The sequence below is a fragment of the Pseudomonas fluorescens group sp. genome (genome assembly GCF_020093335.1).
Lineage (GTDB): Bacteria > Pseudomonadota > Gammaproteobacteria > Pseudomonadales > Pseudomonadaceae > Aquipseudomonas > Aquipseudomonas petroselini.
In genome coordinates, this window is record NZ_JAIOKW010000022.1 from 26,486 (window position 1) to 52,485 (window position 26,000).

28 protein-coding genes are annotated in these 26,000 nt (G+C 60.6%); 4 read left to right on the forward strand and 24 right to left on the reverse strand.

The genetic code is table 11. The features are described 5' to 3' along the window. Positions 1 to 3 precede the first annotated feature (3 nt). From K7431_RS20605 to K7431_RS20660, 12 genes are all read right to left on the reverse strand, one after another. Positions 4 to 1,413, reverse strand: coding sequence for a circularly permuted type 2 ATP-grasp protein (locus tag K7431_RS20605; protein ID WP_015885394.1), 1,410 nt, complete (start codon positions 1,411 to 1,413; stop codon positions 4 to 6). A gap of 416 nt (positions 1,414 to 1,829) precedes the next feature. Then, the gene (locus K7431_RS20610; protein WP_015885395.1) at positions 1,830 to 2,171 is read right to left on the reverse strand and encodes a ribonuclease E inhibitor RraB; all 342 of its coding nucleotides are present in this window, start codon (positions 2,169 to 2,171) and stop codon (positions 1,830 to 1,832) included. 213 nt (positions 2,172 to 2,384) lie between these two features. Next, positions 2,385 to 2,621, reverse strand: coding sequence for a hypothetical protein (locus K7431_RS20615; RefSeq protein ID WP_015885396.1), 237 nt, complete (start codon positions 2,619 to 2,621; stop codon positions 2,385 to 2,387). Between the two features lie 103 nt (positions 2,622 to 2,724). Continuing rightward, a complete protein-coding gene (locus K7431_RS20620) occupies positions 2,725 to 3,330 on the reverse strand; it encodes an START domain-containing protein (protein WP_015885397.1) in 606 nt (201 codons plus the stop codon). A gap of 53 nt (positions 3,331 to 3,383) precedes the next feature. Next, entirely contained in the window at positions 3,384 to 3,638 is a 255-nt protein-coding gene (locus tag K7431_RS20625; protein WP_015885398.1) for a YkgJ family cysteine cluster protein, read from the reverse strand. Between the two features lie 162 nt (positions 3,639 to 3,800). Continuing rightward, positions 3,801 to 4,286, reverse strand: a complete 486-nt coding sequence (locus tag K7431_RS20630; protein WP_015885399.1) for a hypothetical protein — start codon at positions 4,284 to 4,286, stop codon at positions 3,801 to 3,803. A gap of 104 nt (positions 4,287 to 4,390) precedes the next feature. Then, positions 4,391 to 5,830 (reverse strand): aminotransferase-like domain-containing protein, encoded by a 1,440-nt coding sequence (locus K7431_RS20635; protein ID WP_015885400.1) that lies wholly within the window; start codon positions 5,828 to 5,830, stop codon positions 4,391 to 4,393. A gap of 209 nt (positions 5,831 to 6,039) precedes the next feature. Then, a complete protein-coding gene (locus K7431_RS20640) occupies positions 6,040 to 6,855 on the reverse strand; it encodes an OmpA family protein (RefSeq protein WP_015885401.1) in 816 nt (271 codons plus the stop codon). Then, positions 6,852 to 7,214, reverse strand: coding sequence for a DUF4398 domain-containing protein (locus K7431_RS20645; protein ID WP_015885402.1), 363 nt, complete (start codon positions 7,212 to 7,214; stop codon positions 6,852 to 6,854). Before K7431_RS20645 ends, K7431_RS20640 begins: the two co-directional genes overlap by 4 nt. A gap of 9 nt (positions 7,215 to 7,223) precedes the next feature. After that, positions 7,224 to 8,039 carry a substrate-binding periplasmic protein gene (locus tag K7431_RS20650; protein ID WP_015885403.1) on the reverse strand — a complete coding sequence of 272 codons (816 nt, stop codon included), beginning with the start codon at positions 8,037 to 8,039 and terminating at the stop codon, positions 7,224 to 7,226. A gap of 73 nt (positions 8,040 to 8,112) precedes the next feature. Then, positions 8,113 to 9,042 (reverse strand): electron transfer flavoprotein subunit alpha/FixB family protein, encoded by a 930-nt coding sequence (locus tag K7431_RS20655; protein ID WP_015885404.1) that lies wholly within the window; start codon positions 9,040 to 9,042, stop codon positions 8,113 to 8,115. Between the two features lie 2 nt (positions 9,043 to 9,044). Beyond that, positions 9,045 to 9,794, reverse strand: a complete 750-nt coding sequence (locus K7431_RS20660) for an electron transfer flavoprotein subunit beta/FixA family protein (RefSeq protein ID WP_015885405.1) — start codon at positions 9,792 to 9,794, stop codon at positions 9,045 to 9,047. Positions 9,795 to 10,316: 522 nt separating this feature from the next. Here K7431_RS20660 and K7431_RS20665 point away from each other — a divergent pair. Next, positions 10,317 to 11,981: an electron transfer flavoprotein-ubiquinone oxidoreductase gene (locus K7431_RS20665; protein WP_015885406.1), complete on the forward strand. Its 1,665-nt coding sequence runs from the start codon at positions 10,317 to 10,319 to the stop codon at positions 11,979 to 11,981. 179 nt (positions 11,982 to 12,160) lie between these two features. Here K7431_RS20665 and K7431_RS20670 read toward each other — a convergent pair whose 3' ends face one another. After that, on the reverse strand, positions 12,161 to 13,054 hold the full coding sequence (locus tag K7431_RS20670; protein WP_015885407.1) for an AraC family transcriptional regulator: 894 nt from the start codon (positions 13,052 to 13,054) through the stop codon (positions 12,161 to 12,163). Between the two features lie 181 nt (positions 13,055 to 13,235). Here K7431_RS20670 and K7431_RS20675 point away from each other — a divergent pair, with 181 nt between their 5' ends. Beyond that, positions 13,236 to 14,288, forward strand: coding sequence for an NAD(P)-dependent alcohol dehydrogenase (locus K7431_RS20675; protein ID WP_015885408.1), 1,053 nt, complete (start codon positions 13,236 to 13,238; stop codon positions 14,286 to 14,288). Here the strand turns inward: K7431_RS20675 and K7431_RS20680 are convergent, their stop codons facing one another. The 6 genes from K7431_RS20680 to K7431_RS20705 form a co-directional block, all read right to left on the reverse strand. After that, positions 14,289 to 15,092, reverse strand: coding sequence for an IclR family transcriptional regulator (locus K7431_RS20680; protein WP_015885409.1), 804 nt, complete (start codon positions 15,090 to 15,092; stop codon positions 14,289 to 14,291). A gap of 183 nt (positions 15,093 to 15,275) precedes the next feature. Further along, a complete protein-coding gene (gene araH, locus K7431_RS20685) occupies positions 15,276 to 16,241 on the reverse strand; it encodes an L-arabinose ABC transporter permease AraH (protein ID WP_043206320.1) in 966 nt (321 codons plus the stop codon). Positions 16,242 to 16,258: 17 nt separating this feature from the next. Continuing rightward, positions 16,259 to 17,758, reverse strand: a complete 1,500-nt coding sequence (araG, locus tag K7431_RS20690; RefSeq protein WP_043205759.1) for an L-arabinose ABC transporter ATP-binding protein AraG — start codon at positions 17,756 to 17,758, stop codon at positions 16,259 to 16,261. Continuing rightward, positions 17,755 to 18,735: a substrate-binding domain-containing protein gene (locus K7431_RS20695; RefSeq protein ID WP_043205762.1), complete on the reverse strand. Its 981-nt coding sequence runs from the start codon at positions 18,733 to 18,735 to the stop codon at positions 17,755 to 17,757. The genes araG and K7431_RS20695 overlap by 4 nt, the downstream gene beginning before the upstream one ends. 32 nt (positions 18,736 to 18,767) lie before the next feature. Then, positions 18,768 to 19,589 (reverse strand): SDR family oxidoreductase, encoded by an 822-nt coding sequence (locus K7431_RS20700; protein WP_043205764.1) that lies wholly within the window; start codon positions 19,587 to 19,589, stop codon positions 18,768 to 18,770. A gap of 174 nt (positions 19,590 to 19,763) precedes the next feature. Continuing rightward, positions 19,764 to 20,243 (reverse strand): GNAT family N-acetyltransferase, encoded by a 480-nt coding sequence (locus K7431_RS20705; RefSeq protein ID WP_015885414.1) that lies wholly within the window; start codon positions 20,241 to 20,243, stop codon positions 19,764 to 19,766. Between the two features lie 190 nt (positions 20,244 to 20,433). Between K7431_RS20705 and K7431_RS20710 the strand changes: the two genes are divergently transcribed. Further along, positions 20,434 to 20,766 carry a hypothetical protein gene (locus K7431_RS20710; RefSeq protein WP_015885416.1) on the forward strand — a complete coding sequence of 111 codons (333 nt, stop codon included), beginning with the start codon at positions 20,434 to 20,436 and terminating at the stop codon, positions 20,764 to 20,766. A gap of 51 nt (positions 20,767 to 20,817) precedes the next feature. Continuing rightward, complete coding sequence (locus K7431_RS20715; RefSeq protein ID WP_015885417.1) at positions 20,818 to 21,084, forward strand: hypothetical protein; 267 nt, start codon at positions 20,818 to 20,820, stop codon at positions 21,082 to 21,084. A 60-nt stretch (positions 21,085 to 21,144) separates the two neighbouring features. Here the strand turns inward: K7431_RS20715 and K7431_RS20720 are convergent, their stop codons facing one another. From K7431_RS20720 to K7431_RS20740, 5 genes are all read right to left on the reverse strand, one after another. Beyond that, positions 21,145 to 22,062, reverse strand: coding sequence for a PfkB family carbohydrate kinase (locus tag K7431_RS20720; protein WP_015885418.1), 918 nt, complete (start codon positions 22,060 to 22,062; stop codon positions 21,145 to 21,147). Next, the gene (locus K7431_RS20725; RefSeq protein ID WP_015885419.1) at positions 22,055 to 23,521 is read right to left on the reverse strand and encodes a purine-cytosine permease family protein; all 1,467 of its coding nucleotides are present in this window, start codon (positions 23,519 to 23,521) and stop codon (positions 22,055 to 22,057) included. Before K7431_RS20725 ends, K7431_RS20720 begins: the two co-directional genes overlap by 8 nt. A gap of 136 nt (positions 23,522 to 23,657) precedes the next feature. Beyond that, a complete protein-coding gene (locus K7431_RS20730; RefSeq protein WP_015885420.1) occupies positions 23,658 to 24,659 on the reverse strand; it encodes an ADP-ribosylglycohydrolase family protein in 1,002 nt (333 codons plus the stop codon). Then, positions 24,656 to 25,369 carry a GntR family transcriptional regulator gene (locus K7431_RS20735; RefSeq protein ID WP_046035657.1) on the reverse strand — a complete coding sequence of 238 codons (714 nt, stop codon included), beginning with the start codon at positions 25,367 to 25,369 and terminating at the stop codon, positions 24,656 to 24,658. Before K7431_RS20735 ends, K7431_RS20730 begins: the two co-directional genes overlap by 4 nt. Before the next feature lie 70 nt (positions 25,370 to 25,439). Further along, positions 25,440 to 26,000, reverse strand: coding sequence for a DUF1285 domain-containing protein (locus K7431_RS20740; protein WP_015885422.1), 561 nt, complete (start codon positions 25,998 to 26,000; stop codon positions 25,440 to 25,442).

Genomic DNA, 26,000 nt, shown 5'->3' on the forward strand with positions numbered 1-26,000 from the left:
GCATCAGTCCTCGACCACCCACGTGTCTTTGGTGCCGCCACCCTGGGACGAGTTGACCACCAGCGAGCCTTCGCGCAATGCAACGCGGGTCAAGCCGCCGGGGACCACACGGGTTTCCTTGCCGGACAACACGAACGGGCGCAGGTCGATATGGCGGGGCGCAATGCCGTTTTCGACAAACGTCGGGCAGGTGGATAAACACAGGGTCGGCTGGGCGATATAGGCGTGGGGCTTGGCCTTGATACGGGCACGGAAGGCTTCGATTTCCGCTGCGGTGGACGCCGGGCCCACCAGCATGCCGTAGCCGCCGGAGCCTTGGGTTTCCTTCACGACCAGGTCGGGCAGGTTGGCCAATACGTGGGAAAGTTCGTCGGGCTTACGGCACTGGAAGGTCGGAACATTCTTCAGGATCGGTTCTTCATCCAGGTAAAAACGGATCATCTCGGTGACGAAGGGGTACACCGACTTGTCATCCGCCACCCCGGTGCCGATAGCATTGGCCAGCACCACATTGCCGGAGCGGTAGGCCGCGAGCAGGCCGGGCACGCCGAGCATGGAGTCCGGGTTGAAGGCTAAGGGGTCGAGGAAGGCGTCATCAAGGCGACGGTAGATCACGTCCACGGCCTTGGGGCCATCGGTGGTACGCATGAAGACGCGGTCATCGCGCACGAACAGGTCGGCGCCTTCCACCAGTTCCACGCCCATTTCACGGGCCAGAAAGGCATGTTCAAAGAACGCGCTGTTGAAGCGGCCCGGGGTCAATACCACCACGCTGGGGTTGTCCAGGGGGCTGGAGCTTTTCAGGGTATCCAGCAGCAGGTTGGGGTAGTGATCGATGGGCGCGATGCGTTGGGCGGCGAACAGTTCGGGGAACAGGCGCATCATCATCTTGCGGTCTTCGAGCATGTAGCTGACGCCGCTCGGTGTACGCAGGTTGTCTTCCAGCACGTAGTACGTGCCGTCGCCATCGCGTACGAGGTCGACCCCGGAGATGTGGGAATACAGGTCGCGGTGCAGGTCCAGGCCTTGCATGGCCAGTTGGTATTGCTCGTTGGCCAGGACCTGTTCGGCGGGGATGATCCCGGCCTTGATGATGCGTTGTTCGTGATACAGGTCGGCGAGAAACATATTAAGCGCCTTGACCCGCTGGATGCAGCCGCGCTCGACAATCCGCCATTCGCTGGCGGGGATGCTGCGTGGGATGGTGTCAAAGGGGATCAGGCGCTCGGTGCCCTGCTCGTCCCCGTAGAGCGTGAAGGTGATCCCGGCGCGGTGGAACAGCAAATCGGCTTCGCGCCGGCGTTGCGCCAGCAGTTCAGCAGGCGTGTCGGCCAACCAGCGGGCGAACTCGCGGTAATGAGGCCGGACCTGCCCTGCCCCATCGTACATCTCATCGTAATAAGTGCGGATCATGCCGAACTCCTTGTCACCCGGACGCAAGAACCATCGCAAGGCCCGTGCCAGCGGCATAAACACTTAAAAATCAGTGAGTTAAATAAACATAAAAATCTGACCGCACCGTCCTGGTGCGCAGAATACCCGGTGCACAGCCCCACGCTTCATCGCAATGCGGGCTTTGACTATCAACAGCATAGCCAGAGTTGATTTCACTGCCCGGCCAAGCCTGCGGATAATCACAACCATCTGCTGAACAGGATGCGTCCTACAGGTTCAGCCCACCGCTCTTCCCTTTAGGCCACCCTCTTTGGGTGGCTTTTTTTTGGTGCAGAAAAGTGGGCTACAAGTTCCGAGTAGTTTTCCTACAGCACAAACAAAATCGGCCGACCCAAAGGTCAGCCGATACGCTGTGGTTCTCATACTGCTAACTGCTACATGGGTAACCCACGCACCTCCTGTTTCACGCCCCATCCCTCGATGATCCCACCCAGCGGCTCGACCACCGCCTCAAAGTCTTGCTCGAAGTCTCCTATGCCGTCGTAGGTAGCGAACATGATTTTGCTCAGTTCCAGGTACCAGGCGCCATCGTCGCGCGCACTGACCTGGGCATTCAGGGATTCCCCGCGAAACTCACCCGCAGCCCTGCGCGCCCGTTCCTCATCCGGGAAAATGGCGTAGAACTCGATGGGGTGAAAACGCGAAAAGTCGAAGCCGCCCTCTTTCATGCGGCGCAGAACGTTGGTGCTGATGTCTTCTTGATAGGCTGTGCTCATGAAAAGTGCTCCTCAAATTGATGGATAGACTTTCCGTGCTTCCCGAAGCCCACGCCGTACTGGCGTGGGGACTACGGCAATAACATCACCGCTGGAAAACAAGCATGTAGCTGACAAGACCAGACCTTAGCGATTCATTCGCTGATCTCATTTGCAGAGTAGCGCGAAGCTATCACCTCCACCAGAGGCGCTTTAAGGGTGGACAGGGAATATTCAGGCGGCAGGAGAGATGTCGAGGATCTGGATACTGTTCTGGTCTTTGAGGATCTTGACCGTAGGCTCGGGCTTGCGGCCCTCCAGGTCGTTCAGGTCCAGTTCGGCGGCGACGGGCACCAGTTTGTTGCGAATCATGTGTGCCGCATCTTCGAGGCTGGGCTTCTGGTCACAGGTGAACTGTTCAACGGACTGCACGCCGTGATCATCAACGAAGGTAATCTGCCACTTTTGCATCGGTGCCTCCTCGATAAAACCCGTGTGTGGGCTTACCTCTATCTGGACCTTGGGGGCTTGGCAAACGTTCCACCCAAGGTCGGAGACACCCGATCAACTGCGCTTATTTTTCAGCGTGTTCTTTCAAGGCTTTCAAGGTGTTGAACGGCGCGTCCACCACAAACTTGTTGGCCAACCACGAAGGCACGCTGCCACCTGGTTCGGTGTGCACCTGGTAAGTGACTTCGGTCTGGTTGTCGCCCTTTGGCACCAGTTTCCAGAAACCGTCTACTTGAGCAACCCGTACGAAGCCTTTTTCTTCTGGCTGATAGGTCGGGACCTCCAGCAAAGTTCGGGTCACGCTGCCGTCAGCGCCCTTCGAGGTGGTGATTTTGAGAATCGAGTCACGATTGGTGACGGGGAACGGGGCATTGAACTGGGTGTAGGTGTAGCTGACGTCACCCTCGTGTTTAAGCAGTTTTTGCAATTTGCATTCGTGAATCCATTTGCAGGCACCCACTACGTCTTCCTGCAGCGCAACAATCTTGGCAACCGGCGCCTTGATCGTGGTCACACCGCGATACGCCTTGTACTTGGAGCCGGCCACTTCGCTCAGGGACACCTTGATACCGTCTTCATCCTTGGCGACTTGCCAATCCTCAGCCTGGGCAGTGGCAGCAAACAACACCGTAAAACCGCACAGCACAGCCATTCGTTTCAGCGAACCCATTGTTGTATTCCTTATTGTCGAAGTTCCGAAAAAAGTTCCGATAGTAAAGCCCATCAAGCCGCCGTCATCTGCTCCCACCAGCCGATCAAGCGAATCGCATCGGCCTGGTCGGTGCCGCAGACCTCGATATCCGCCTTGAAATCGCTGCACACCGCCGGTCGCTCCGGTTGCCCGAACAGCAGGCATAGCTGTTCGACCGACAGGTGCAGGCAGCGTTCGCCGGCCGGCTTGCCTTGTGGCATTCCCGGTAATGGCGAACTGATGGAGGGGGCGATGCAGCAAGCGCCACAGCCTTCACGGCAATTCATGACCAGCAGGTCCTCGACGACTCAATGTGGATGGCCGGGCTAGAGTACGCCCTAAAACAGCCGTTTTAAAATGGTCTAACAGGGGTTTTTCGCAGAAAACAAACGTGACTGACCAGTCTGCGACAGATGGTCGGAGGGACACGTCACGTCTGTGGGAAAAGTTTACTGCTTGAATTCGAAATCCAGCGCTGCACCTTCCACATCGCGCCGCTCTTCGTTGCGCAATTGCAGCCTCATCTCATTGCTGAGCAGGCGGCCGTTGATCTGGAATGCACTGTTGTCGGTGGGCTTCTCGCCGAACATCGGCGGCAGCAGGGGCACGCTCTTGGGCTTGGGCATGGTGCCGATGGGCTGCAAGTGCCTGACCATGTCCGAAGGCAGTGACAGGTCCAACTGTGCAGGGGGCAATTGCGTCTGGGCCACTTCACGGGAGGCCTTGGATTTGCTCGCAGCACGTTTTTTGGCAGTGGCCGCGTTCTTCTTCGCAGCGGGCGCTTTTTTGGCCGGCGCCGGTTTTTTCGCAGGGGTCTTCTGTTCAGAGCTGGCAGCAGGCTTGGTTTCGCTCACAGGGGCCGCCGCCAGCGCTGTGCTGACGTTGCACAGGCTTAACAGGCCAATTACCAGAACAGCGCGAAAAATCTGAGTCATATTGCCTACAGCATTAACGGCAGAGGGCCATATGCTCGCTTGTTGTGCACGGCATGACAAGCGTGGTGATCAGCCCACTGTCGGAGTTGTCCCTTTTTTGCGCCTCAGAGGCCGGCTGCAGTCTCCTGGCATAGCTGGCTGGCCAGCATCCCCAGGGTCATCAGCGCCCGCTCTGCCTCACGGTTCCACGGCGTACCGCAGTTAAGGCGAATGCAGTGGTTGAACTGTTCTGTGTTGCTGAAAATCAACCCTGGCGCAATGCTGATGCCCTGTTGCAGGGCACGCACGTGCAGTTCCTGGGTATTGACCCGTCCGGGCAAACTGACCCACAGGATAAAACCGCCGGTAGGGCGAGTCATCTGCGTGCCTTCGGGGAAATACTGCTGCACCGCCAGCTGGAACGCGCTGAGGTTCTTGCGGTATTCCTGACGGATGTAGCGCAGGTGCCGGTCGTAGCCGCCATTCTCAAGGTAAGCGGCAACGCCCATCTGCGTGACACTGCACGCGGAGTGGGTGCTGAACATCTGCAGGCGCTGGATTTCCTGCTGGTACTTGCCGGCGATCATCCAGCCGATGCGCACGCCGGGGGACAATGTTTTGGAAAAACTCGAGCAATAGATCACCCGGTCCAGGCGGTCATAGGCTTTCAGGGCCTTGGTGCGGCCGAGCTCGAACATCAGTTCGCCGTAGATATCGTCCTCGACAATCTGGATATCGAAATCCGAGGCCAGGCGCAGTAACTGTTTTTGCCGCTCTTCGGGCATGGTGCCGCCGAGCGGGTTGCTCAGGCGCGTGGTCAATACCAGCGCCTTGATCGACCATTGGTTCGCCGCCAGTTGCAGGGCTTCCAGGCTCATGCCGGTGGACGGGTCGCTGGGAATCTCGATGACTTTGAGGCCCAGCAGATCAGCCAGCTGCAGCAGGCCGTAATACGTCGGCGACTCAGCGGCAATCAGGTCGCCCGGGCGCGTCAACACCCGCAGTGACATCTGTAAGGCATCGACGCAACCGTGGGTGATCACCACTTCGGAAGGATCCACCACCACACCCGCATCGCGCATGCGGATCGCCACCTGACGGCGCAGCGGTTCGAAACCGGGGCTGAACATATAACTGAAGGCCCGAGGGCTCTGAAAGCGCGTGACCTTGGCCAACTGCTGGTGCAATGCCCGTACCGGCAGGTAATCCACGCTCGGCACCGCGGCGCCCAACGGGAACACCCCTTCGCGGCGGGATTCGCCCAACACTTGCTGAATGATGCTGCTGCGGGTGACCAACCCCGGCCGCTCGACCCGCGCGATGTCCGGCGTGGGGGCCGTGAGCGCGGGTGTCTGATGCACGTAATAACCGGACTGCGGACGTGCCCGGATCAGCCCCTGGTCTTCCAGGTTGGCGTAGGCCTGCAACACCGTGGCGTGGCTCACGTTGAGCTGGGAGCTCATCTTGCGCACCGAAGGCACGCGCTCCCCCGGTTGATAGACACCGCGCCGGATATCCTCAGCCAGTTGCTGGGCGATACGTTGGTAAAGCAACAGATTGGTCATGACGCAGCACTCGATTTCACGGGTATTTTATTTTTGTGTGAAACATACCGGCACAGTTTAGAAGTGTACGGGGACAGTTGCCACAATAGTCGAGCGCGGGCGGGAGTGACAGTAAAAACTGTAGGGCGGGTGACTGGGATTTCAGGCGCACATAAAAAATGTGGGAGGGGGTTTTGCCCCCTCCCACATTTTTGATCTGCGCCAGGCTTCTAGCGGGCGGCGCCCAACTGGCCTTTGGCGTCGGAAAACACAATTTCCACCCGACGGTTCTGCGCCCTGCCCCGCTCGGAGGCATTCGCTTCGACCGGGTACTGGTCGCCATAACCCTCGACCTGGATGCGTTTTTCGTCGATCCCCAGGTCTACCAGTACATCGGCCACCGACTGTGCGCGGTCGCGGGACAGTTTGAGGTTTTCCCGCTCACCGCCGGTGTTGTCGGCATACCCCTCGATGCGCACCACACGCTTGGGGTTCAGTTGCAGGAACTGTACGATTTTCAGCACAGTGCGGTTGGCCGAGTTTTTCAGCTCCGCCTCACCGGTGTCGAACAGCACGTCACCCAGGGTCATCACCAGGCCGCGATCGGTCTGGGTGGTGGCCAGGCTGGCGATCTGTTCTTCAAGCCACTTACCTTGCTGCTGCACGCTGATCAGCTTGCTTTCACGCAGCGCCAGTTGCAGGCGCTGGCGTTCCAGCTCGAGCTTGGCGCCGCGCTCTTCGTTGAGCGCCTGTTCGGTGTGCTCGCGGGCAATGGCGCTGTAGCGCTGGCTCAGGTAGGCGTAATGCACCACGTCGGCGCCGCTGCCCCAGTAGCTGGACAAGCGATCGGCGCGGGCCAGAGACTCGCCGGCACGGATCACATCCTTGGGCGCGATGCGTAACACATTGGCGTCTTCCTTGACCTTCTGGAAGTCACTGCCCGCCTGCTGCAAGGCCTGCTCGCCATTGGGGTGGCTGGCGCAACCGCCCAGCACCGCACTGCCCAACAACACGGCACAACCCAAACCACGGATCATCGGGTTCATTGGGCCTCCCCCAGTTGCAATTGCTTGCGCAGACGGGTGATGCGGGTGTTAAGCACGTTCAGTTGTTCCTGGCTCTTGCGGGTCAGCACTTGGGCTTCGGCCAGGCGCGCGTCCAGCTCGGCCTGTTCGGCCTGCATGCGTGCGTCCTTGTAGGATTGATCGGCCATGTCGGCCTTGGCCTGGGCGAATTTGTCTTCGGCCAGTTTCAGTTCGGGTGATTCATCGGCACTGGCACCCACGGCGCCGGCTTGTTCCAAGGCTTGCTGGGTGAGGCGTATTTGTTCATTCGGCGCAGGATCGGCTGCACATCCCGCCAGAGCGACAACGGCGAGGGCCGCGAAAAGAGGTCGAAGAGTCACTGAAAATCCCTACTTTGTTGGGGTGCCGACGGGTTGCTGCAATTGTGCTTTCCAGCGCTCCAGATTGCGCTGCAGCGCGGTTTCCGCCACACCGGACGCGGGCAATTCTGTCATCTTTTTAGCGAGCTGTCCGCGTAACCACGGATCATTGCAGGCCGAGTTGTGGGAAATCGCCAGGTACAGGCCCGGCTGATCGATGGGCACGTCGCGGGCGATCAGGTCATTGCTCATGCCCAGGCTCTGCGCCATGGCCATGCCGGAATAACGACTCGCCAGCACATAGTCCACTTCCCCCAGCAGCAGCTTCTGGAACGCCGGCGTCAGTGAAGGCAGGCGCTGCAGGCTCAGTTGCTGGCTGGCGAAGGTCTCGAAGTCGGCGCTCAAGCGTGCACGCTCCGACACTGCACCTTTGTGCCCGTGCAGGTCGGCCGCCGTGGTGTAGGCCAGCGCCGAATCCTTGCGCGTCCAGACCAGGTAGTCGAGCTGCACCAGCGCCGGGTGAATGTAGTCGAGGGTTTCCAGTTCGCCCAGGTTCAGCGGCGCATCGGCCAGGATATCCATGCGTCCGCTGCGCACTTCATCCAGGGCCAGGGAGCGTTTGCCGCCGTAGAGCAGGTCGATTTTCAACCCGAGGTCCTTGGCCACTTGCTGCAACACATCAGCAGTGGCGCCGATCAGGTGCGTGGGATCTTGCGGGTCGCGCCAGAGCAAAGGCGGTGCGTCCGGGCTGCCGGTGATCACCAGGCGATCGCATTTGCCAGCGGCCAGCGTCAGGCTCGGCAGCAGTGTGAGGCCCAGCAGTACGGCCCAGGGGCGCAGTTCCATGGCGAGTGTCTCCAGCAAGTCAAAAAAAAGCCCGGTCACAAGGACCGGGCTCTTTATAAGTGAAGCGACTGGATTAGACCAGCTTCTCCAACTCGGGTACGGCTTCGAACAAGTCCGCCACCAGGCCATAATCAGCCACCTGGAAGATCGGTGCTTCTTCGTCCTTGTTGATCGCAACGATCACTTTGGAGTCTTTCATACCGGCCAAGTGCTGGATCGCGCCGGAGATACCGACGGCGATGTACAGCTGTGGCGCGACGATCTTGCCGGTCTGGCCGACCTGCATGTCGTTCGGTACAAAACCTGCGTCGACGGCCGCGCGAGAAGCACCGACCGCAGCGCCCAGCTTGTCAGCCAGGGCATACAGGTGCTTGAAGTTGTCACCGTTCTGCATGCCACGGCCGCCGGAAACGACGATCTTGGCAGCGGTCAGCTCAGGACGATCCGACTTGGCCAGCTCTTCGCCAACAAAGCTGGATGTACCCGCGTCGTGGGCAGCCGCAACAGCTTCAACGGCAGCTGAACCGCCTTCAGCGGCCACCGGGTCGAAACCGGTGGCACGGACGGTGATGACTTTGACCGAAGCGTTCGATTGAACGGTAGCGATGGCGTTACCGGCGTAGATCGGGCGCTGGAAGGTGTCGGCGCTTTCGACCGAGATGATCTCGGAGATCTGGTCAACGTCCAGCTGCGCGGCAACGCGTGGCAGGATGTTTTTGCCGTTGGAGGTGGCGGCAGCCAGAATGTGGCTGTAGCCGGCGCCCAGCTCTGCAACCAGCGGGGCGACGTTTTCCGGCAGTTGATGAGCATAGGCCGCGTTGTCGGCGACCAGTACTTTGCTCACGCCAGCGATTTTTGCAGCGGCTTCAGCCACGGCGCCAACGTTTTGGCCGGCGACCAGGACGTGGATATCACCACCGATTTTGGCGGCGGCGGCGACAGTGTTCAGGGTGGCCGGGGCCACAACCTTGTTGTCGTGTTCTGCGATTACCAAGATAGTCATGGTTAGATTACCTTCGCTTCGTTTTTCAGTTTCTCGACCAGTTCAGCCACCGACTTGACCTTGATGCCCGCGCTGCGTGCAGCCGGTGCTTCAACCTTGACGGTCTTGTTGGTGGAGGCGGTGGAAACGCCCAAAGCATCCGGAGTCAGCACTTCAAGAGGCTTCTTCTTGGCTTTCATGATGTTTGGCAGGGACGCATAACGCGGCTCGTTCAAACGCAGGTCGGTGGTGACGATGGCCGGCAGTTTCAGCGAAACCGTCTGCGCGCCGCCGTCGATTTCACGGGTCACCGCTACGCTGTCGCCGTTCACTTCGACTTTCGAAGCAAAGGTGCCCTGGCCGTAACCGGTCAGTGCAGCCAGCATCTGGCCCGTCTGGTTGTTGTCGCTGTCGATGGCTTGTTTGCCAAGGATCACCAGTTGAGGCTGTTCCTTGTCGACAACCGCTTTGAGCAGCTTGGCCACGGCCAGGGAGGTCAGCTCTTCAGCGGACTCGACCAGGATAGCGCGGTCGGCGCCCAGCGCCAGGGCGGTACGCAGCTGCTCTTGAGCAGTGGTCGGGCCGATGGAAACCACGACGATTTCAGTCGCCACGCCTTTCTCTTTCAGGCGTACGGCTTCTTCCACGGCGATTTCGCAGAACGGGTTCATCGACATCTTGACGTTAGCGAGGTCGACGCCGGAATTGTCCGCCTTGACGCGAACTTTCACGTTGTAATCGACAACGCGTTTGACAGCTACAAGAACCTTCATGGATTCCTCGTTACTCTCCGGTGAAAAGAAAGTCGCCTAGGCGAACCTGGCGGTTGATGCTCATCGGCACACAAGGGCACCTCCAAAAACGTCGGCGGATGACCTTGCTCACGGGAAATGATGACCGTTCGTCAGTGGTGACTGAGAGGTCATTCTTTATCGCAGCGTGTAAACTGCGCGCCATCGTTTGGGCGCGCGTCACCTGTCGTGCTTTTGGACGTGCTCTTGAAACCTGCTGTCTGCCTACGGTAAGCGCAAAACCGACCGTATATTGACCGGAACGCCTATTCTGGTCAATACGGCAAAATAGCCAGTCATAAGCCGCGCCTCTTTGATTTACCTAGCCTGCGGGCAATTCAAACAAACGTTTGTATTGGACGCTGGCAGTGGTGTAGATATAATGCGCCACCTAGAGAGAAAGGTGGGTCATCCCCTGCCATTTGGCGCAGTGATGACGGACACGACACCGAACCTCCACCCATTAGAAAAAAAGCCTGTTGAGCCTTGAGTAGGAGATAGCCTGTGGAACGCGAATACATGGAATTCGACGTGGTCATCGTCGGCGCTGGCCCGGCGGGCCTGTCTGCCGCCTGCCGACTGAAGCAGAAGGCCGCCGAAGCCGGTAAGGAAATCAGCGTCTGCGTGGTCGAGAAAGGCTCCGAAGTCGGCGCACACATCCTGTCCGGTGCTGTGTTCGAACCACGTGCCCTGAACGAACTGTTCCCGGACTGGAAAGCACTCGGCGCCCCACTCAACACCCCCGTGGTGCGCGATGACATCTATGTACTGCGCAGCCCCGAAGCCTCCACCAAGGTTCCCGACTTTTTTGTGCCCAAGACCATGCACAACGAAGGCAACTACATTATCTCCCTGGGCAACCTGTGCCGCTGGCTCGCCCAGCAGGCCGAGAACCTCGGCGTGGAAGTCTACCCAGGCTTCGCCGCCCAGGAAGCGCTGTTCGATGAAAACGGCGTGGTCCGTGGGATCATCACCGGTGACCTCGGCGTTGACCGTGAAGGCAACCCCAAAGAAGGCGTCTACACCCCAGGCATGGAACTGCGTGGCAAGTACACGCTGTTCGCCGAAGGTTGCCGTGGCCACATCGGCAAGCAACTGATCCAGCGCTTCAACCTGGACAGCGACGCCGACGCCCAGCATTACGGCATCGGCTTGAAGGAAATCTGGGAAATCGACCCGGCCAAGCACCAGCCAGGCCTGGTGGTGCACACCGCCGGTTGGCCGCTGGACATCATGAGCGCCGAAAACACCGGCGGCTCGTTCCTGTATCACCTGGAAAACAACCAGGTGGTCGTCGGCCTGATCGTCGACCTGTCCTACAGCAACACCTTCCTCTCGCCTTTCGATGAGTTCCAGCGCCTCAAGCACCACCCGGTGTTGGCCCAGTACCTCGAAGGCGGCAAGCGCATCAGCTACGGCGCCCGTGCCATCTGCAAAGGCGGCCTGAACTCGCTACCGAAGATGGTCTTCAAGGGTGGCGCGCTGATCGGTTGCGATCTGGGCACGCTGAACTTCGCCAAGATCAAAGGCAGCCACACCGCGATGAAGTCCGGCATGCTCGCCGCCGACGCCGTGGCCGACCGCCTGTTTGCCGAGTCCGAAGGCGGTGATGAACTGACCGCTTACGTCGACAGCTTCAAGTCCAGCTGGCTCTACGAAGAACTGTTCGCCAGCCGCAACTTCGGCCCGGCGATGCACAAGTTCGGCCCGATCATCGGCGCCGGCTTCAACTGGTTCGACCAGAACATCCTGGGCGGCAAGATGCCGTTCACCCTGCACGACACCAAGCCGGACTACGCCTGCCTCAAGCTGGCCAAAGACAGCAAGAAGATCGACTACCCCAAACCCGACGGCAAGCTGAGCTTCGACAAGCTGAGCTCGGTGTTCATCTCCGGTACCAACCACGAAGAAGAGCAACCGTGCCACTTGAAGCTCAAAGACGCGAGCATCCCGATCGGCACCAACCTGCCGCTCTACGATGAACCGGCGCAGCGCTATTGCCCGGCCGGCGTGTATGAAGTGATCACGAAAGAAGATGGCGAGAAGCGCTTCCAGATCAACGCCCAGAACTGCGTGCACTGCAAGACCTGTGACATCAAGGACCCTTCGCAGAACATCACCTGGGTCACGCCGGAAGGTGCAGGTGGGCCGACTTACCCGAATATGTAAGCTGGCTTGCACATTAAGGCTCCCAAATCGGGAGCCTTTTTTATGAGTGCAAACACGGTCAAATGTAGGAGGGGGCTTGCTCCCGATAGCGGTGGGTCAGCTACAGATTTGCTGACGGATACACCGTCATCGGGAGCAAGCCCCCTCCCACATTTGGATATGTGCTTTGCCTGGAATGACTATGCAGCCCGCTCTTCGCCAGGGTTGCGCTCGAAGTAGCGCTTGTACTCTCGACTGAATTGCGACGTGCTCTGATACCCCACGTTATGCGCCGCCTGCGCCACCCCCATGCCTTCCACCAACAGCAACTGCTGGGCTTTGAGCAACCGCAGACGCTTCAGATATTGCACCGGCGACAACAGCGTGCAGCGCTTGAAGTGCTCATGAAAAGTCGACGCACTCATGTGCGCATACCCCGCCAGCGTCTCGATATTCAGCGGCTCGGCATAATGGGCATGCAGGTGATTCAACGCCGTCGCAATCCGCGAAAACTGCCCCTGCTGTTCCACCAACGCCCGCAACACATCCGCCTGTGGCCCACGCAATGCAGTGAAGAGTAATTCTCGTACCCGTGCCGGGCCCATGATCCGGCTTTCCAGCGGATCGTGCAGGCACTGCAACAACCGCTCGACACACCCGCGCATCGCATCATCGAGCACCACGGAGCTCATCGACTCCAGCGTCTGCGCCGTCGGCGGCGGCCCGGCCTGAATGCCCATGGCCATCACCAACTCGCCCAGCACCACGCGATCAATGCCCACCGTCACGCCCAGCAGCGGCGCATCCGGCGCCATGGCAAACGTCTCGCACTCGAACGGCACCGGCATCGCCTGGATCAGGTAGTGCCCGGCGCCATACTCCAGCGTACGCGGGCCCAGGTAGGCGACTTTGCTGCCTTGGGCGACAAACATCAGGCTCGGCTCATAGATCTGCGGCCCGCGTGCCACGTCGCAACTGGCACGCAATACCTGCACACCGGGCAAGTGTGTCGGCGAGAAACCGTCACGGGGCGTCAGCCCCTCAATCAGGGCAACCAGCGGGGCGTTGGCATCAAGATGGCGGGTCAACAACATGGCAAAAAACTTCGCTGAAAAGGGATGAGAGCATCATCGCAGGTCCGGCGACACAAAAACCCAAACACAGGGCACTCCCGGACGAATAGGCATGAGACTCGGAGCAATCACCATGGCCGCATCCGGGACCGGCGCGGAAAATGGCCCGCCTCACTTTCCAACGCTTTTGCGAGGTTCCACCATGTACACCGCCATCGGTTATGCCGCTCAGTCGGCCACCACTCCCCTCGCCCCCATGTCCTTCCAGCGCCGCAGCCCGCGCGTGGATGACGTGGCCATCGAGATCCTGTACTGCGGCGTGTGCCACTCCGACATCCACCAGGCGCGCAACGAATGGGGCATCGCCGTGTACCCACTGATGCCGGGCCACGAGATCGTCGGCAAGGTCACCGCCGTCGGCGCCAACGTCACCGCGCATAAAGTCGGCGACCTGGTGGGCGTGGGCTGCATGGTTGATTCGTGCCGTCACTGCGACGCGTGCAAAGCGGACCTGGAGCAATATTGCCTCGAAGGCCCGACCATGACCTACGCCACCCCGGACCGCGTAGACGGCAGCAACACCATGGGCGGTTACTCCGACAGCATCGTGGTCAGCGAACACTTCGTGGTGAAGATCCCAGCCAAGCTCGACCTGGCCAGCGCCGCGCCGATCCTGTGCGCCGGTGTCACCATGTACTCGCCGATCAAGCACTACGGCATCAAGGCCGGCGACAAGGTCGGCGTATTGGGCATGGGCGGCCTGGGCCATATGGGCATCAAGCTGGCCAAGGCGATTGGCGCAGAAGTGACCTTGTTCACCCGCTCCGCGAGCAAGGCTGAAGAAGGCCGTCGCCAGGGTGCCGATCACGTGATCGTGTCCACCGACGCCGAGCAGATGAAAGCGGCCGCCGGGCACTTTGACTTCCTGCTGGACACCATCCCGGTGCAGCACGACCTGAACCCCTACCTCGACGTGCTGCGCTTTGACGGCGTGCACATCCTGGTCGGCCTGATCGAACCGGTCGACCCACCGGTCAACGCCGCCAAGCTGATCATGGGCCGCAAAGTCCTGGCCGGTTCCTTGATCGGTGGCATTGCCGAAACCCAGGAAGTCTTGGATTTCTGCGCCGAGCACGGCATCAGCTGCGACATCGAAATGCTCGACATCCGCAACATCAACGAAGCCTACAGCCGCATGATCGCCGGCGATGTGAAGTACCGCTTTGTCATCGACATGGCGACCTTGAAGGTCTGATCAGCCTTTAGCGCCCAACTCCGCTGACAGCCGCGCTGCCACCTGTTTGATCACAGGGATCAGCTCGGCCATCTTCTCCAGCGGCATGTAGGGCACGGTACTGGCGATGCTGATGCCGGCGACGATTCGCCGGCTGGCATCGCGCACCGGTGCCGCCACGCAGCGAATCGACGGTTCGTTGTCTTCCAGATCGAACGCATAACCGCCCACCACGTATTCACGCATGCGCTGCTCGAACTGTGCCCAGGATTGCTCCGGGTGCTGTGGCCATTGCAGGTTTTTCCCACCCGCCGGCAGGCTGGTCTCATACAAACGCTGCCACTCCTCGACAGCGTCATCCAGCAGCATCGCCTTGCCCACGCCCGTACGCGCCAACGGCATGCGATGACCCACCCGTGAGCGCATTTCCGGGCCGTTGCGACCGGGGTTCTTGTGCAGGTACAGCACGTCGTCGTATTCGCGGATGGCCAGGTGGATGGTGTCGCCGGTCAGTGCCGACAGCTCATCCAGGTACGGGATGGCCAAGGTCACCAATGGCAGCTCCTCGCGCGCCTGAAAACCCAGCTCGATCAACTTCGGCCCCAGCAGGTAACCGACCTGCGGCACCACGCGCAGGTAACGTTCCTCCACCAGGCAACTGGCCAATCGGTGCGTGGTGCTGCGGGTCGTGCCGATACGCCGGGCGATCTCTTTCAGATCCCGCGCACCGGCCGCCACCGCCTGCACCACGCCCAGGCCTCGCAGCAGGGTCTGGGTGCCGGTGGGGGCGGCTTCTTTGACGGGGGTGTGGGCGTTTTCCTGCATATCGGGCCTATTAGTGTGAAAGCAGGGGCATTATGGCAAATACCGACCCTCAATACAGTGGCGATCCAAATGTGGGAGGGGGCTTGCCCCCGATGGCGGCACATCAGAAAAACATGTATCCACTGACCCACCGCTATCGGGGGCAAGCCCCCTCCCACATTTGAATCTTCATAGGGCTCGGGATCAGCGTTGCTTCATGCGGTCGATGATAACCGCCAGCAACAGGATCGAACCCCTGATCACATATTGGTAAAAGGTATCGATGTTCTTCAGGTTCATCGCGTTCTCAATGATCGCCAGGATCAACACCCCGGCAATCACATGGCGGATCATGCCGATGCCGCCGCTCAGCGATACCCCGCCCAGCACGCAGGCGGAGATCACTGTCAGCTCAAAGCCCTGGCCGATCATCGGCTGGCCGGAGGTCATGCGCGACGCGAGGATGACCCCAGCCAAAGCGCCAACCAAACCGTGTACGGCGAAGATGATGATCTTGGTGCGATCGACGTTCACCCCGGCCAGCAGCGCGGCTTCCTGGTTGCCGCCAATCGCCATGGTGTTGCGCCCATAGGTGGTGTAGTTCAGCAGCCAGCCGAAGAACACAAAGCACAGCACGGTGATGATGATCGGCACCGGCACGCCCAGCAGTTGGCCGTTGCCGAACACGAAGAAACCTTCGTCCATCATGCCGACGGCCTTGCCGCTGGAGAAGATATAGGCCAGGCCGCGCACGATCTGCATGGTCGCCAACGTGGCGATCAACGCATTGATGCGCAGCTTGGCGATGACGATGCCATTGATCAGCCCCACCACCAGCCCCATGGCCAGTGCCGCCGACACGCCGAGTGCCACGCTGTCGGTGTCGCGAATCACAATGCCCGCCACCACGCCGGCGCAGGCAATCACCGAGCCCACCGACAGATCGAAGTGCCCCGATGCCAGGCAGAACAGCATGGTGCAGGCGGCAATGCCCACCGTTGAAATCGCCAGGCCCAAGCCACGCATGTTCAGCGGTGAAAGGAAGTTGTCGATAAACAACGCACTGAGCAAAAAGATACCCAGCGCGGCGAGCAGCATCACCCAATCATCGAGAAACTTGCGCTGATTGAACCCCGGCCAGAAGCCCTTTGCAGTTTTTACCTCAGACATCATTCACCTCGAATTCATCAAGCCCGCGAACGCGGGAGAGCCAGTTGCAACAGCCGAGCCTCATCCGCTTGATCGCGGGTCAATTCACCCGTGAGGGCACCTTCGCTCATCACCACGATACGGTCGGAGATGCCCATCACTTCCATCAGGTCGCTGGACACTACGATCACCGCAATACCACTGGCCGCCAGGTTATGGATGATCTGGTAGATCTCCGATTTGGCGCCGATATCGATGCCACGGGTCGGCTCGTCCAACAGCAGCACTTTCATCGGCATCGACAGCCAGCGGCCAAGAATGGCCTTCTGCTGGTTGCCGCCGGACAGGTACATGATTTTCTGTTCGGCATTCGGCGTTTTGACTTTCATCGCCTGGATTTGCTGGTCGGCGTTGCGCTTTTCCCAGCCGTCACGCAGCAGCCAGCCGAATGTGGAATGGGCACCGCGCGCACTGATATTGATGTTCTCGGCCACGCTGGACAGCGGAATGATGCCTTCCTTCTTGCGGTCTTCCGGGCACAGCAGCACGCCGGCGGCAATGGCATCGCGAGGTGAATGCAGCGGCAGTTTTTGCCCACAAAGCTCAAGGCTTCCTGCGGTGCTGCGGGTCAAACCACTCAGCAGCCGAAACAGCTCCGTGCGCCCCGCCCCGACCAAGCCGAACAGGCCAAGAATCTCGCCTTTGTGCACCTGCAGGCTGACCGGCTCACGCAGCCCTGGGCCAAGCAAACCGTCGACCTTGAGCGCCACTTCGCCCCGCTCACGCGGCCGGTAGTCGTAGATGTCCTGGATATCGCGACCGACCATGCACGTCACCAACTGGTCATGGGTCAGCGCGCTCATGTCGTCGAACGTGCGCACGTAGCGGCCGTCCTTGAACACCGTGACGGCATTGCAGATGCGGAACACTTCTTCCATACGGTGCGACACGTAGAGCACCACTTTGCCCTCGTCGCGCAGGCGCGTGATGATTGCCATCAGGCGGTCGATCTCGCGCGCCGAGAGGCTGCTGGTGGGTTCGTCGAACGCGATCACATGGGCACCACGGGACAGCGCCTTGGCGATTTCCACCAGTTGACGCTGGCCCAGGGACAGGCGGCCGAGCTTTTCCTCCGGATCAATTTCATCCGCCAACCCCTTGAGGCAGGCCAGCGCCTGCTTACGCAACAGGCTGCGATTGACCACACCGAAACGCGACGGTAAATGCCCGAGGAACAGGTTCTCGGCCACGGTCATTTCCGGCACCAGGTGCAGTTCCTGGTGAATCACCGCCACGCCGCTGGCAATGCTGTCGGCGGCGTTTTTGAAGGCCATGGTCTGCTCGCCGATCTGCAGCGTGCCACTGCTGGGGATGTAGGCGCCGCCAAGGATTTTCAGCAGGGTCGACTTGCCTGCGCCGTTTTCGCCCATCAACGCGTGCACCTCACGCGGCCGCGCTTCAAAGCTGATCTGCGCCAGCGCTTTCACACCGGGAAATTCCTTGCCGATGCCATTGAAGCGCAAGGCCGCGCCGGTCATTTCCACAGCCCGATTTTGGTCAGTTCTTCCTGGAAGTTGGCGCGGGTAATCAAAGTCACTTCGTCCATCGCGGTGTACTTGGCGGGCTCTTTACCGGTGGTGACCCACTCGTACATCGCCAGCGCCGTGTTGTAGCCCTCGATATGCGGACTAGGCAGCATCGAGCCGAAGAAACCGCTGTCGGCTTTCTTCAATTCGCCGATCGCGTCGGTGCCATTGATGCCGATACCGATCACGTTGGCCGCTTTGAAGCCGGCGCTTTCAGTGGCACGCACGCCGCCAAGCACGGTGTTGTCATTCATGCCGCCGATGATCAGGTTTTTCGCGCCGCTGGGCAGCTTGACCAGGGCCGAGTTGGTGGCGTCCATGCTGCCGGGAACATCCAGGGTCTTGAGGGCGGCGGTCAAGATGTGGTCCTTGGGAATCCCCGCCTCTTCAAGGGATTTGATCGAACCGTCGGTGCGTTTTTTGCCGGTGTCGAGTTCGTTATAGGTGTTGATCACGGCGTAGGTGTCTTTCCAGTCCCAGCCACGTTTTTTCGCTTCGGCGGCCATGGCCGCGCCCTGCTTCTGGCCCACTTCGAACGCGGCCATGCCCAGGTAGGGCACGTCTTCCATGAAGTTGCCTTTGGCATCGACAAAGCGGTCATCCACCGCCATTACCTTGAGGCCATTGACCTTGGCTTTGGCAACGATGGCCGGGCCGAGGGACACGTCAGGCGGGCAGATCACAAAGCCTTTCGCGCCATTGGCGGCCAGGCTGTCGATGGCCGAGAGGGTCTTCTCACCATCCGGCACGGCGATCTTGATCACGGTAAAACCATGTTCCTTGCCGGCTTTTTCGGCGAAGGCCCACTCCGTCTGGAACCAGGGTTCTTCGGCCTGTTTGACCAGGAAACCGATCTTCACTTCTTCGGCGAACGCAACGCCGCTGAACGCCATCGCAAGCGCCAGGGCGCCTAGGGTCTTCTTGAACATGAACCACCTCATTCTTGTTATTGGAAAACGATTTAGTCGTGGTACATCACCGACCGCCCGCCATCGATCATCAGGCAGGTGGCATTGATAAAGGGCGCCTCGTCGGTCGCCAGGAACAGCGCAGTCATCGCCACTTCAATCGGCTGGCCGATGCGCTTGGGCGGGTGCAGGTCGAACGCGCGCTGGCGCTCGGCCTGGGGGTCGGGGAAAGCGTTCCAGTAATCGACGTTGAGCTGGGTTTCGATGTAGCCCGGCGCGATGGCATTCACGCGGATGCCCTTGGGCGCGTATTCAATGCCGAGGGCACGCGTGAGGCCGAGCAGGCCGTGCTTGGCGACGGGATAGGGAAAGCAGCCGGGAATGATGTGACTGGAATGGGTGGAGGCAATATTGATGATGTTACCGATGCCCTGCTCGATCATGTGCGGCAGCACCGTGCGGCAACCGTACCAGGCGCCGTCGAGGTCGATGGCGAAGCAGCGGCGCCAGTCCTCGTCAGTCATTTCCAGCGGGTCGCGGAACACGTTGACGCCGGCGCAGTTGACCAGCACGTCCACGCGGCCGAAGCGCTCGATGGCGAGGTTCACCAGCGACTGCCATTGCTCTTTGGAGGTGATATCGACGGCTTGCGCGTAGATATCGGCACCGCGTTCGCGCCAGTGGGCGGCGACCTGTGCGACTTTGTCGCCTTGGATATCCGCGATGACCAACTGCGCCTGTTGGGCCTGGAAGCACGCAACGATGGCCTCGCCAATGCCTTGGGCGGCGCCGGTGATGATCACCACTTTGCCTTTGAGGCGCTCGCCGTAGGTTGGCTCGGGCACGGCGGGAAGTGACAACGGTTGTGCCTGCATCGCTTCACCTGTTTTATTTTTGGTAGTGAGTGCTGATGCAGCCGACTATAAACCCATCATTTGAAATATCTCAATATATAAATTTGCATCCCATATTATGAGCAAAAGCAAAAAAAATGTGGGAGGGGGCTAGCCCCTTCCCACAGTTGATCTTCAGTGTTTGAAGACAGGGGGTTAGCCCAGTGCAAAGTCGCGCAGCGCATCACCTTCCATGCGATAGCGCACCCACTCCTCCTGCGGCTGGGCGCCGATGGATTTGTAGAAGGCAATCGCCGGCTCGTTCCAGTCCAGCACGCTCCACTCAAAGCGGCCGCAGCCGTTATCGAAGGCGATCTTCGCCAGGTGGCGCAACAGCTTCTTGCCCGCCCCGCCGCCGCGCTGTTCCGGGTTGATGTAGAGGTCTTCCAGGTACAGGCAGTTACTGCCCAGCCACGTGGAATAGCTGAAAAAGAACACCGCAAAACCAATCGGCACGTCATCGCGCGAGCAGATCAGGCCATGGGCGGTGGCGCCCTCGCTGAACAGGCTGCGCTCAATGTCCACCACACTGGCGATCACTTCGTGCCGGGCCTTCTCGTACTCGGCCAGCTCAGTGATGAACGTCAGGATCTGCGCAGCATCGCTGGGCACGGCGGGGCGAATCTGGATGGTCATGGGCGAGCCTTGGCAATTTCAAAGCACACATACTAAGGCGCTTTCATGACGAGTTGCAGCGCAATTTCGTGGTCACCGACACACAAAATCTTACAGGTGACACAAGACCGTTCGTCGCCATCAAGGCACGAACACGAAACCAGGGCTGACCAATAGTAGGTAAGGACATTAATCATATGGAGACACCCTCATGAAAAATTCCAAGTTTGCTGCCCTCGCCCTCACCGGCCTGTTGTCTGCTGCGTCTCTGAGCGCCTTTGCCGCCAGCTCGACCACCGGACCGACCGATCCAACGCCTGATGCCACCACCGAGTCGCAGAAATCCATGGGCACGGGCCTCGACACCAATGGTGGTGCGATCATCCAGCCGGGCGCCGATCCTCGCACCCAGGGCAATGACACCCAGCGCCAGGCGCCTGCCGCCGTCGGCAACGGCAAGATGGGCCCTGCGATCAATCAGCCGAACATCAACAAGGGCGATGATTCCAACGTCCCAGGTGCGCCAAAACAACCTGCACCTTGATTCATCGCCCGCAAGACGAACACCCGATCATTTCCCAGTGAAGAGGTACGCATGAACGTCGACAAAGACCTTGAAAAAGAAGTCCTCACCCGCCTGCTGCACGCTCACCCCCATGGGTTGGGCAAGGAGGTGCTGGATAACTACCGCGGAGAGAAAGTGGTCGCCAGTGCCTTGGCATTTCTGCAAGACCGCGGGTTGATCAAGGATGGGCATGTGACCACCGACGACGCCGGTGAATACGCGTTGAATTTGCCGATCAAGCTGACCGCGTCGGGTGTGGATGAGGCGCGCAAGCTGGAGTCTGAAACCAGCCAGTAGCCTTTCTAATGAGCTAAATGTGGGAGGGGGTTTGCCCCCTCCCACATTTCTCGACTGTATTTACTGCTCGAGCAGGGCGTCGACTTCGGCGGTGCCAGGGGACGTGGCCGGGCCCCAACGCGTCACGGCCAGTGCCGCCGCCGCATTCGCCCGCTGTGCCGCTTGAGCGGGTGCCAGGCCATTGGCCAACCCTGCGATAAACACACCGGCATGGGCATCCCCTGCGCCGTTGCTGTCTACCGCCCTCACCTTAAAGCCCGGTACATGTTCCGCCTGGCCCTCGCGGCTGACCCAGCAACCGTTCGGCCCATCACGCACCACCAGCAAAGCGTTTGCGGGCAGGTGACGATTGAGATCGACCAGCGCCTGCGCAACCGTACGCGCACCGGTAAACGCCAGCGCTTCCGGACCGTTGCTCGTCCAGATATCAATACGCGGCAACAACGCCACCATCAGCGCCGAATCCGGTGCCTTGACCAACGGCCCCGGGTCGAACACCACAGTGATGTCACGCGGTAGCGCCAAGAGCCAATCGAGCAATGCCTGTGCCTTGCCTTCCAGCAATAAGCTGTAGCCGCTGACGTACACATAATCGTCCGATTGCGGGAGCACGCCCGCCAAGTCCTCGGCGCTCAAATCACCTTCGGCGCCGATATGGGAAATGAACGTGCGCTCAGTGGTGGCCTCGGTCAGCGACACACACAAGCCGGTGTCTTTATCCGTGCTGGGCGCCTGGGCCATCTCCACACCCTCGGCCTGCATCGCCGCTCGCGCCAGGTCGCCGAAGCGCCCGTTGCCATGTCGCCCCAGGTAGACCACCGGCAACCCATTACGCCGCGCGGCGGCCATTACGTTAAAGCCACCGCCGGCTTCGAAACTGGCCGATTGCGCGAGCACGTCGCCGCCGGTGGCGGGCAAGGTATCAAGGGCCATGACCAGGTCGACAATGACCTGGCCGGTGTGCAGCAATCTAGACATTAGCGCTCTCGACTAAAGCCGGGCGACGGTCAGACGCACCGCCCAGTACCGCATAAATCCCGCCGGCCACCAGGAAGGTGACGATCCAGCCCAGGCCGTTGTGGCCCAGCCAGGAGTCCGACAACGGCCCGGCGAACCAGATGTTTTCGGCGGTGGTGCCGATGGTGGTGAAGCTGAAACCCAACACGATCGCCACGGCCCAGGCGCCGAACGCACGCCACTCCACGCCGCCGCGATACCAATAGGCGCTGCTGGGGCTGACGTCCAGCAGGTCCTTGGGGCTGTAGTAGTGACGGTGGATCAGGTCGACCACGAAGATACCGACCCACGCGGTAATCGGCACCGCCAGCAGCGAGATGAAGGTGATGAAGGGGCCGTAGAAGCTGTCGGCGATCAGCATGAAGTAGATCGAGCCGGCGAAGATCGCCACGATGTCGACGATTACCGCATGCACGCGCTTGACCTTCAAGCCGAGGGTCAGCGTGGTGAGGCCGGCCGAGTACACCGAGAGGTTGTTGGAGAGCAGCAGCCCGCCGAACGCGGTGATCAGGTACGGCACCGCCATCCAGGTCGGCAGCATGTCGCGGATCGCGATGATCGGGTCGGTGGCCGAGGCCAAGTCATTGTTGCCCACCGACAGCAGGCCGCCGAGGGTGATCAGCAACACCAGCGGAATGCCCGCGCCAAACGCGGCCGACGCCACCAGGCGCACCGCCTTGACGCTGCGGTGCTGGTAACGCGACATGTCGGCACCGGCGTTGGCCCAGCCAATACCCGTACCGGCGGCCATGGTGCCGACGCCGATGATCATCGCACTGAGCGGTGCCGGGGTAGCGTTGAACACTGCGCTCCAATCGATGGTGGCGCAGAGGAAACCGCCGACCAGGATGTTCAAGGCGCCGAACACGTAGGTGGCCCACTTCTGGATCACCAGCAAGGTCGCGTGGCCCAGGCCGGAAACGGACAGGGTCAGCAACACAAAGATGGCGATGAAGATCAGCGTGAGGACCGGCGCGCTTTTCGCCTCTACCGGTGAACCGAACAGGATCGAACACAACGACAGCAGCACGAAGGCGGCGGTGGTGGTGTTGACCGTTTCCCAGCCCAGCCGTGACATCAGCGACACCAACGTCGGGCCGATATTGCCGCGCACACCGAAGATGGCGCGGGACAGCGTCAGGCTCGGGGCACGGCCGCGACGGCCGGCGATGGAGATGATGCCCACCACCGCAAAAGAACCGGCGGCGCCAAGGATCGCGACGATGACGGCCTGCCAGATGGCCAGGCCACGAAACGCGACCAGGGTTGCGCCAAGCGGCAAGCCGAGGATGCTGATGTTGGCCGCGAACCACACCCAGAACAATTGCAACGGATGACCGTTGCACTCGGCCTCAGGGACCGGTTCGATGCCGCGCGTTTCCAATTGCCCGGCGCTTTGGCCGGAAGAGGTGCTGCTCATGATGGGGTGCTCCTGGTGCCTGTATTGTTGTGGTTGTGGCAGAGAATCAAAGCGAAATGTCTATTCGGTCTCCATGACTCGACGCTATCGAATGTGGGAGCGGGCTTGCTCGCTCCCACATGTTTGCCTGCGGCGCTTATCGCAATTTGAGCAACGCTTGAACCAACGGCTGCACATCCAGGCCATTGACTTGCTTGACCTGTTGGATCATCGCCTCAGGCCAGCACTGCATGCCCAGGCACGCACCGAGCATGGCGCCAAGAATCGCGGCGATGGTATCGGTGTCACCGCCAAGACTGGCCGCCAGGCACAGTGCTTCGAACGCATTCATCTCGCCCACCGCCACTTGCTGGGCCAGGGCAAACGACACCACCACCGACTCCTGGGAAGCCACGGAGGTGCCAATCAGTTCGTACAGCAGGTCGGCGAACAGGGCCTTGTCGCCGCTGCCGACGCTCAAGGTCCGTGCCCAACTGATGCGGGTGGAAATCCGCCCACCGGCGATCCAATGACCGTGGCCTTCCGCCTGCTGCGCGACGTGCGTGCCGATGTTCAGCGCTTCGCCCAGGTCCACGCCGTTGATACCGGCCGAGACCACCGCCGCCACCGCCGCAGCGCTGGAGATGCCCAATGTGGTGTTGTGGGTGACCTGGCACGCCTGGATCACCGCCTGGATAAACTGCGCCGGGTCGCTGACATCGGCGGCAATGCCCACCGGGGTGATACGCATCGCTGCGCCGTTGGTAGTGCCGTAGCGCCCGGATTCTTCCGGTGTGTGCCCGGCGAGGATCATGTCGATCGCACGTTTGGTGGAGGGGCCGAGCAAGTCCTGGGAGCCCTTGGCGCGCATCACCGCTTCCCAGTCGATCAGGCGCTGGGCGAGCACGGTGGGTTCGATTTTGCCTTGGCCTTCCACCAGCAATTCGCCGACCAGGATCGCCTGCTCGGTGTCATCGGTGATGGAGCCCGCCGGCATGTTGGGCGCGATAGGCTGGTCGGCGTCGGCATCTTCCAGGCCGGTGATGGCACCAAAACGCGCTCGGACTTGTTCGCGGCTCAGGGACTGGGTCGGCATGCCCAGGGCATCGCCCAACGCCAAGCCGTAGAAAGCGCCGAGGGCGCGATTGTGCGGGATCATTTCGAGTGTCCAAACTGAAGGTGCAGGCGAAAGTGCAGCGGGTCGAGCAAGCTTTCGACGTATTCCATGAAACGCTCGCGACGGTCGTAAGTCGTACGCGAGGCCTTGAGGAACACCGTGCCTGCGGGGCGGCCAAGCAACTCGGCGTCTTCGTCGCTGAGCGGTTCGGCGCCGATCCACTGGTCACCTTCGGCGCCAACGTAGCCGTAGGCGGCCAGGGTGATGGTCAGGGAATCGTCGATCAGGCCAACCCGAGGCAGGCTTTCCAAGCCACCGGAAGCCGGCATCAGCGAGCGCTCCAGGGACACGGCCGTACCATCAGTGGTCCGTCGCCGGCGGTCGAGCGCAATGAATTGGTCGCTGCCGAAACGGCTGAACAGGTCCGGGCGGGTCACCGCTTCCAGGCGCAGGATGTCGGTGTTCACCCGCGCGCCGGTGTCGGCCAGGGCCTGGGCCCAGCCGCTGCGTTGGTCGAGCACCATGCCGTCAAAGGTGACGATGGAGCCGACGCCGCTTTGGGTCGCGATGTAATTGCGCCGCTTGAGCTCGGCGAGGGCTTCGCGCAGGGTACCGCGGCTGACCGCGAACTCTTCGGCCAATTGGTGCTCGCCCGGCAGCAGGACACCGTCGGCCATCACCCCACCCTCGATACGGCGGATGAGCTCGTCGACGACGCGTTTTTTCTTATCAAATCGAACATGTCTAATCATGTACAAATTGATAACCGAAAGCACCCGTTGGCAGCAAGCAAATTATTTCAGGAAAAAGAAAAAACCGACTTCAGGGCTCCAGGCCGATGGGGAAAAACGCCCCGCCGCTCCAGACGCCAAGCCAGTTCTGACCGTTGATCGGACGGCTCACCGCCAGCTCCACCAACTGGTAGAACGCATTGCGATGCACCAAGGCTTCAAGGTTGGTGCGCACCCGTAGGTAAGGGGCAGGCGCCTGGGTAACGGGGTCAATCACGACCCGCAGCGGGTGTTCCAGGCCAGCCTCGATCTGGTCGTCCACGTTGGTGGTGAAACGCAGCAACTGACCTTCGCCCTGCCCTTCTACCTCCAGAGTAACGGCGACAAACGGCGCATCATCGACGGTGATGCCGACTTTTTCTACGGGAGTGACCAGAAAGTAATCATCGCCATCGCGGCGAATGATGTTGGAGAACAACTTGACCATCGGCTTACGCCCGATCGGCGTGCCCTGGTAGAACCAGGTGCCATCACGGGCGATACGCATGTCGATATTGCCGCAGAAGTCCGGGTTCCACAGGTGCACCGGCGCCGGTCCTTTGCCTTTGGGCAGTTGGGCCAACAAGTCGTTGGCCTTGGCGGAATCGGTCAT

Coding starts and splice junctions, on each gene's coding strand:
- K7431_RS20620 (WP_015885397.1), bottom strand. CDS start 3,330: ATGGGTTCGCTGAAACGAATGGCTGTGCTGTGCGGTTTTACGGTGTTG.
- K7431_RS20725 (WP_015885419.1), bottom strand. CDS start 23,521: ATGAGCAGCACCTCTTCCGGCCAAAGCGCCGGGCAATTGGAAACGCGC.
- K7431_RS20695 (WP_043205762.1), bottom strand. CDS start 18,735: ATGTTCAAGAAGACCCTAGGCGCCCTGGCGCTTGCGATGGCGTTCAGC.
- araH (WP_043206320.1), bottom strand. CDS start 16,241: ATGTCTGAGGTAAAAACTGCAAAGGGCTTCTGGCCGGGGTTCAATCAG.
- K7431_RS20635 (WP_015885400.1), bottom strand. CDS start 5,830: ATGACCAATCTGTTGCTTTACCAACGTATCGCCCAGCAACTGGCTGAG.
- araG (WP_043205759.1), bottom strand. CDS start 17,758: ATGACCGGCGCGGCCTTGCGCTTCAATGGCATCGGCAAGGAATTTCCC.
- K7431_RS20700 (WP_043205764.1), bottom strand. CDS start 19,589: ATGCAGGCACAACCGTTGTCACTTCCCGCCGTGCCCGAGCCAACCTAC.
- K7431_RS20675 (WP_015885408.1), top strand. CDS start 13,236: ATGTACACCGCCATCGGTTATGCCGCTCAGTCGGCCACCACTCCCCTC.
- K7431_RS20650 (WP_015885403.1), bottom strand. CDS start 8,039: ATGGAACTGCGCCCCTGGGCCGTACTGCTGGGCCTCACACTGCTGCCG.
- K7431_RS20710 (WP_015885416.1), top strand. CDS start 20,434: ATGAAAAATTCCAAGTTTGCTGCCCTCGCCCTCACCGGCCTGTTGTCT.
- K7431_RS20720 (WP_015885418.1), bottom strand. CDS start 22,062: ATGTCTAGATTGCTGCACACCGGCCAGGTCATTGTCGACCTGGTCATG.
- K7431_RS20735 (WP_046035657.1), bottom strand. CDS start 25,369: ATGATTAGACATGTTCGATTTGATAAGAAAAAACGCGTCGTCGACGAG.
- K7431_RS20640 (WP_015885401.1), bottom strand. CDS start 6,855: ATGAACCCGATGATCCGTGGTTTGGGTTGTGCCGTGTTGTTGGGCAGT.
- K7431_RS20705 (WP_015885414.1), bottom strand. CDS start 20,243: ATGACCATCCAGATTCGCCCCGCCGTGCCCAGCGATGCTGCGCAGATC.
- K7431_RS20730 (WP_015885420.1), bottom strand. CDS start 24,659: ATGATCCCGCACAATCGCGCCCTCGGCGCTTTCTACGGCTTGGCGTTG.
- K7431_RS20605 (WP_015885394.1), bottom strand. CDS start 1,413: ATGATCCGCACTTATTACGATGAGATGTACGATGGGGCAGGGCAGGTC.
- K7431_RS20615 (WP_015885396.1), bottom strand. CDS start 2,621: ATGCAAAAGTGGCAGATTACCTTCGTTGATGATCACGGCGTGCAGTCC.
- K7431_RS20655 (WP_015885404.1), bottom strand. CDS start 9,042: ATGACTATCTTGGTAATCGCAGAACACGACAACAAGGTTGTGGCCCCG.
- K7431_RS20660 (WP_015885405.1), bottom strand. CDS start 9,794: ATGAAGGTTCTTGTAGCTGTCAAACGCGTTGTCGATTACAACGTGAAA.
- K7431_RS20680 (WP_015885409.1), bottom strand. CDS start 15,092: ATGCAGGAAAACGCCCACACCCCCGTCAAAGAAGCCGCCCCCACCGGC.
- K7431_RS20670 (WP_015885407.1), bottom strand. CDS start 13,054: ATGTTGTTGACCCGCCATCTTGATGCCAACGCCCCGCTGGTTGCCCTG.
- K7431_RS20630 (WP_015885399.1), bottom strand. CDS start 4,286: ATGACTCAGATTTTTCGCGCTGTTCTGGTAATTGGCCTGTTAAGCCTG.
- K7431_RS20715 (WP_015885417.1), top strand. CDS start 20,818: ATGAACGTCGACAAAGACCTTGAAAAAGAAGTCCTCACCCGCCTGCTG.
- K7431_RS20625 (WP_015885398.1), bottom strand. CDS start 3,638: ATGAATTGCCGTGAAGGCTGTGGCGCTTGCTGCATCGCCCCCTCCATC.
- K7431_RS20610 (WP_015885395.1), bottom strand. CDS start 2,171: ATGAGCACAGCCTATCAAGAAGACATCAGCACCAACGTTCTGCGCCGC.
- K7431_RS20740 (WP_015885422.1), bottom strand. CDS start 26,000: ATGACCGATTCCGCCAAGGCCAACGACTTGTTGGCCCAACTGCCCAAA.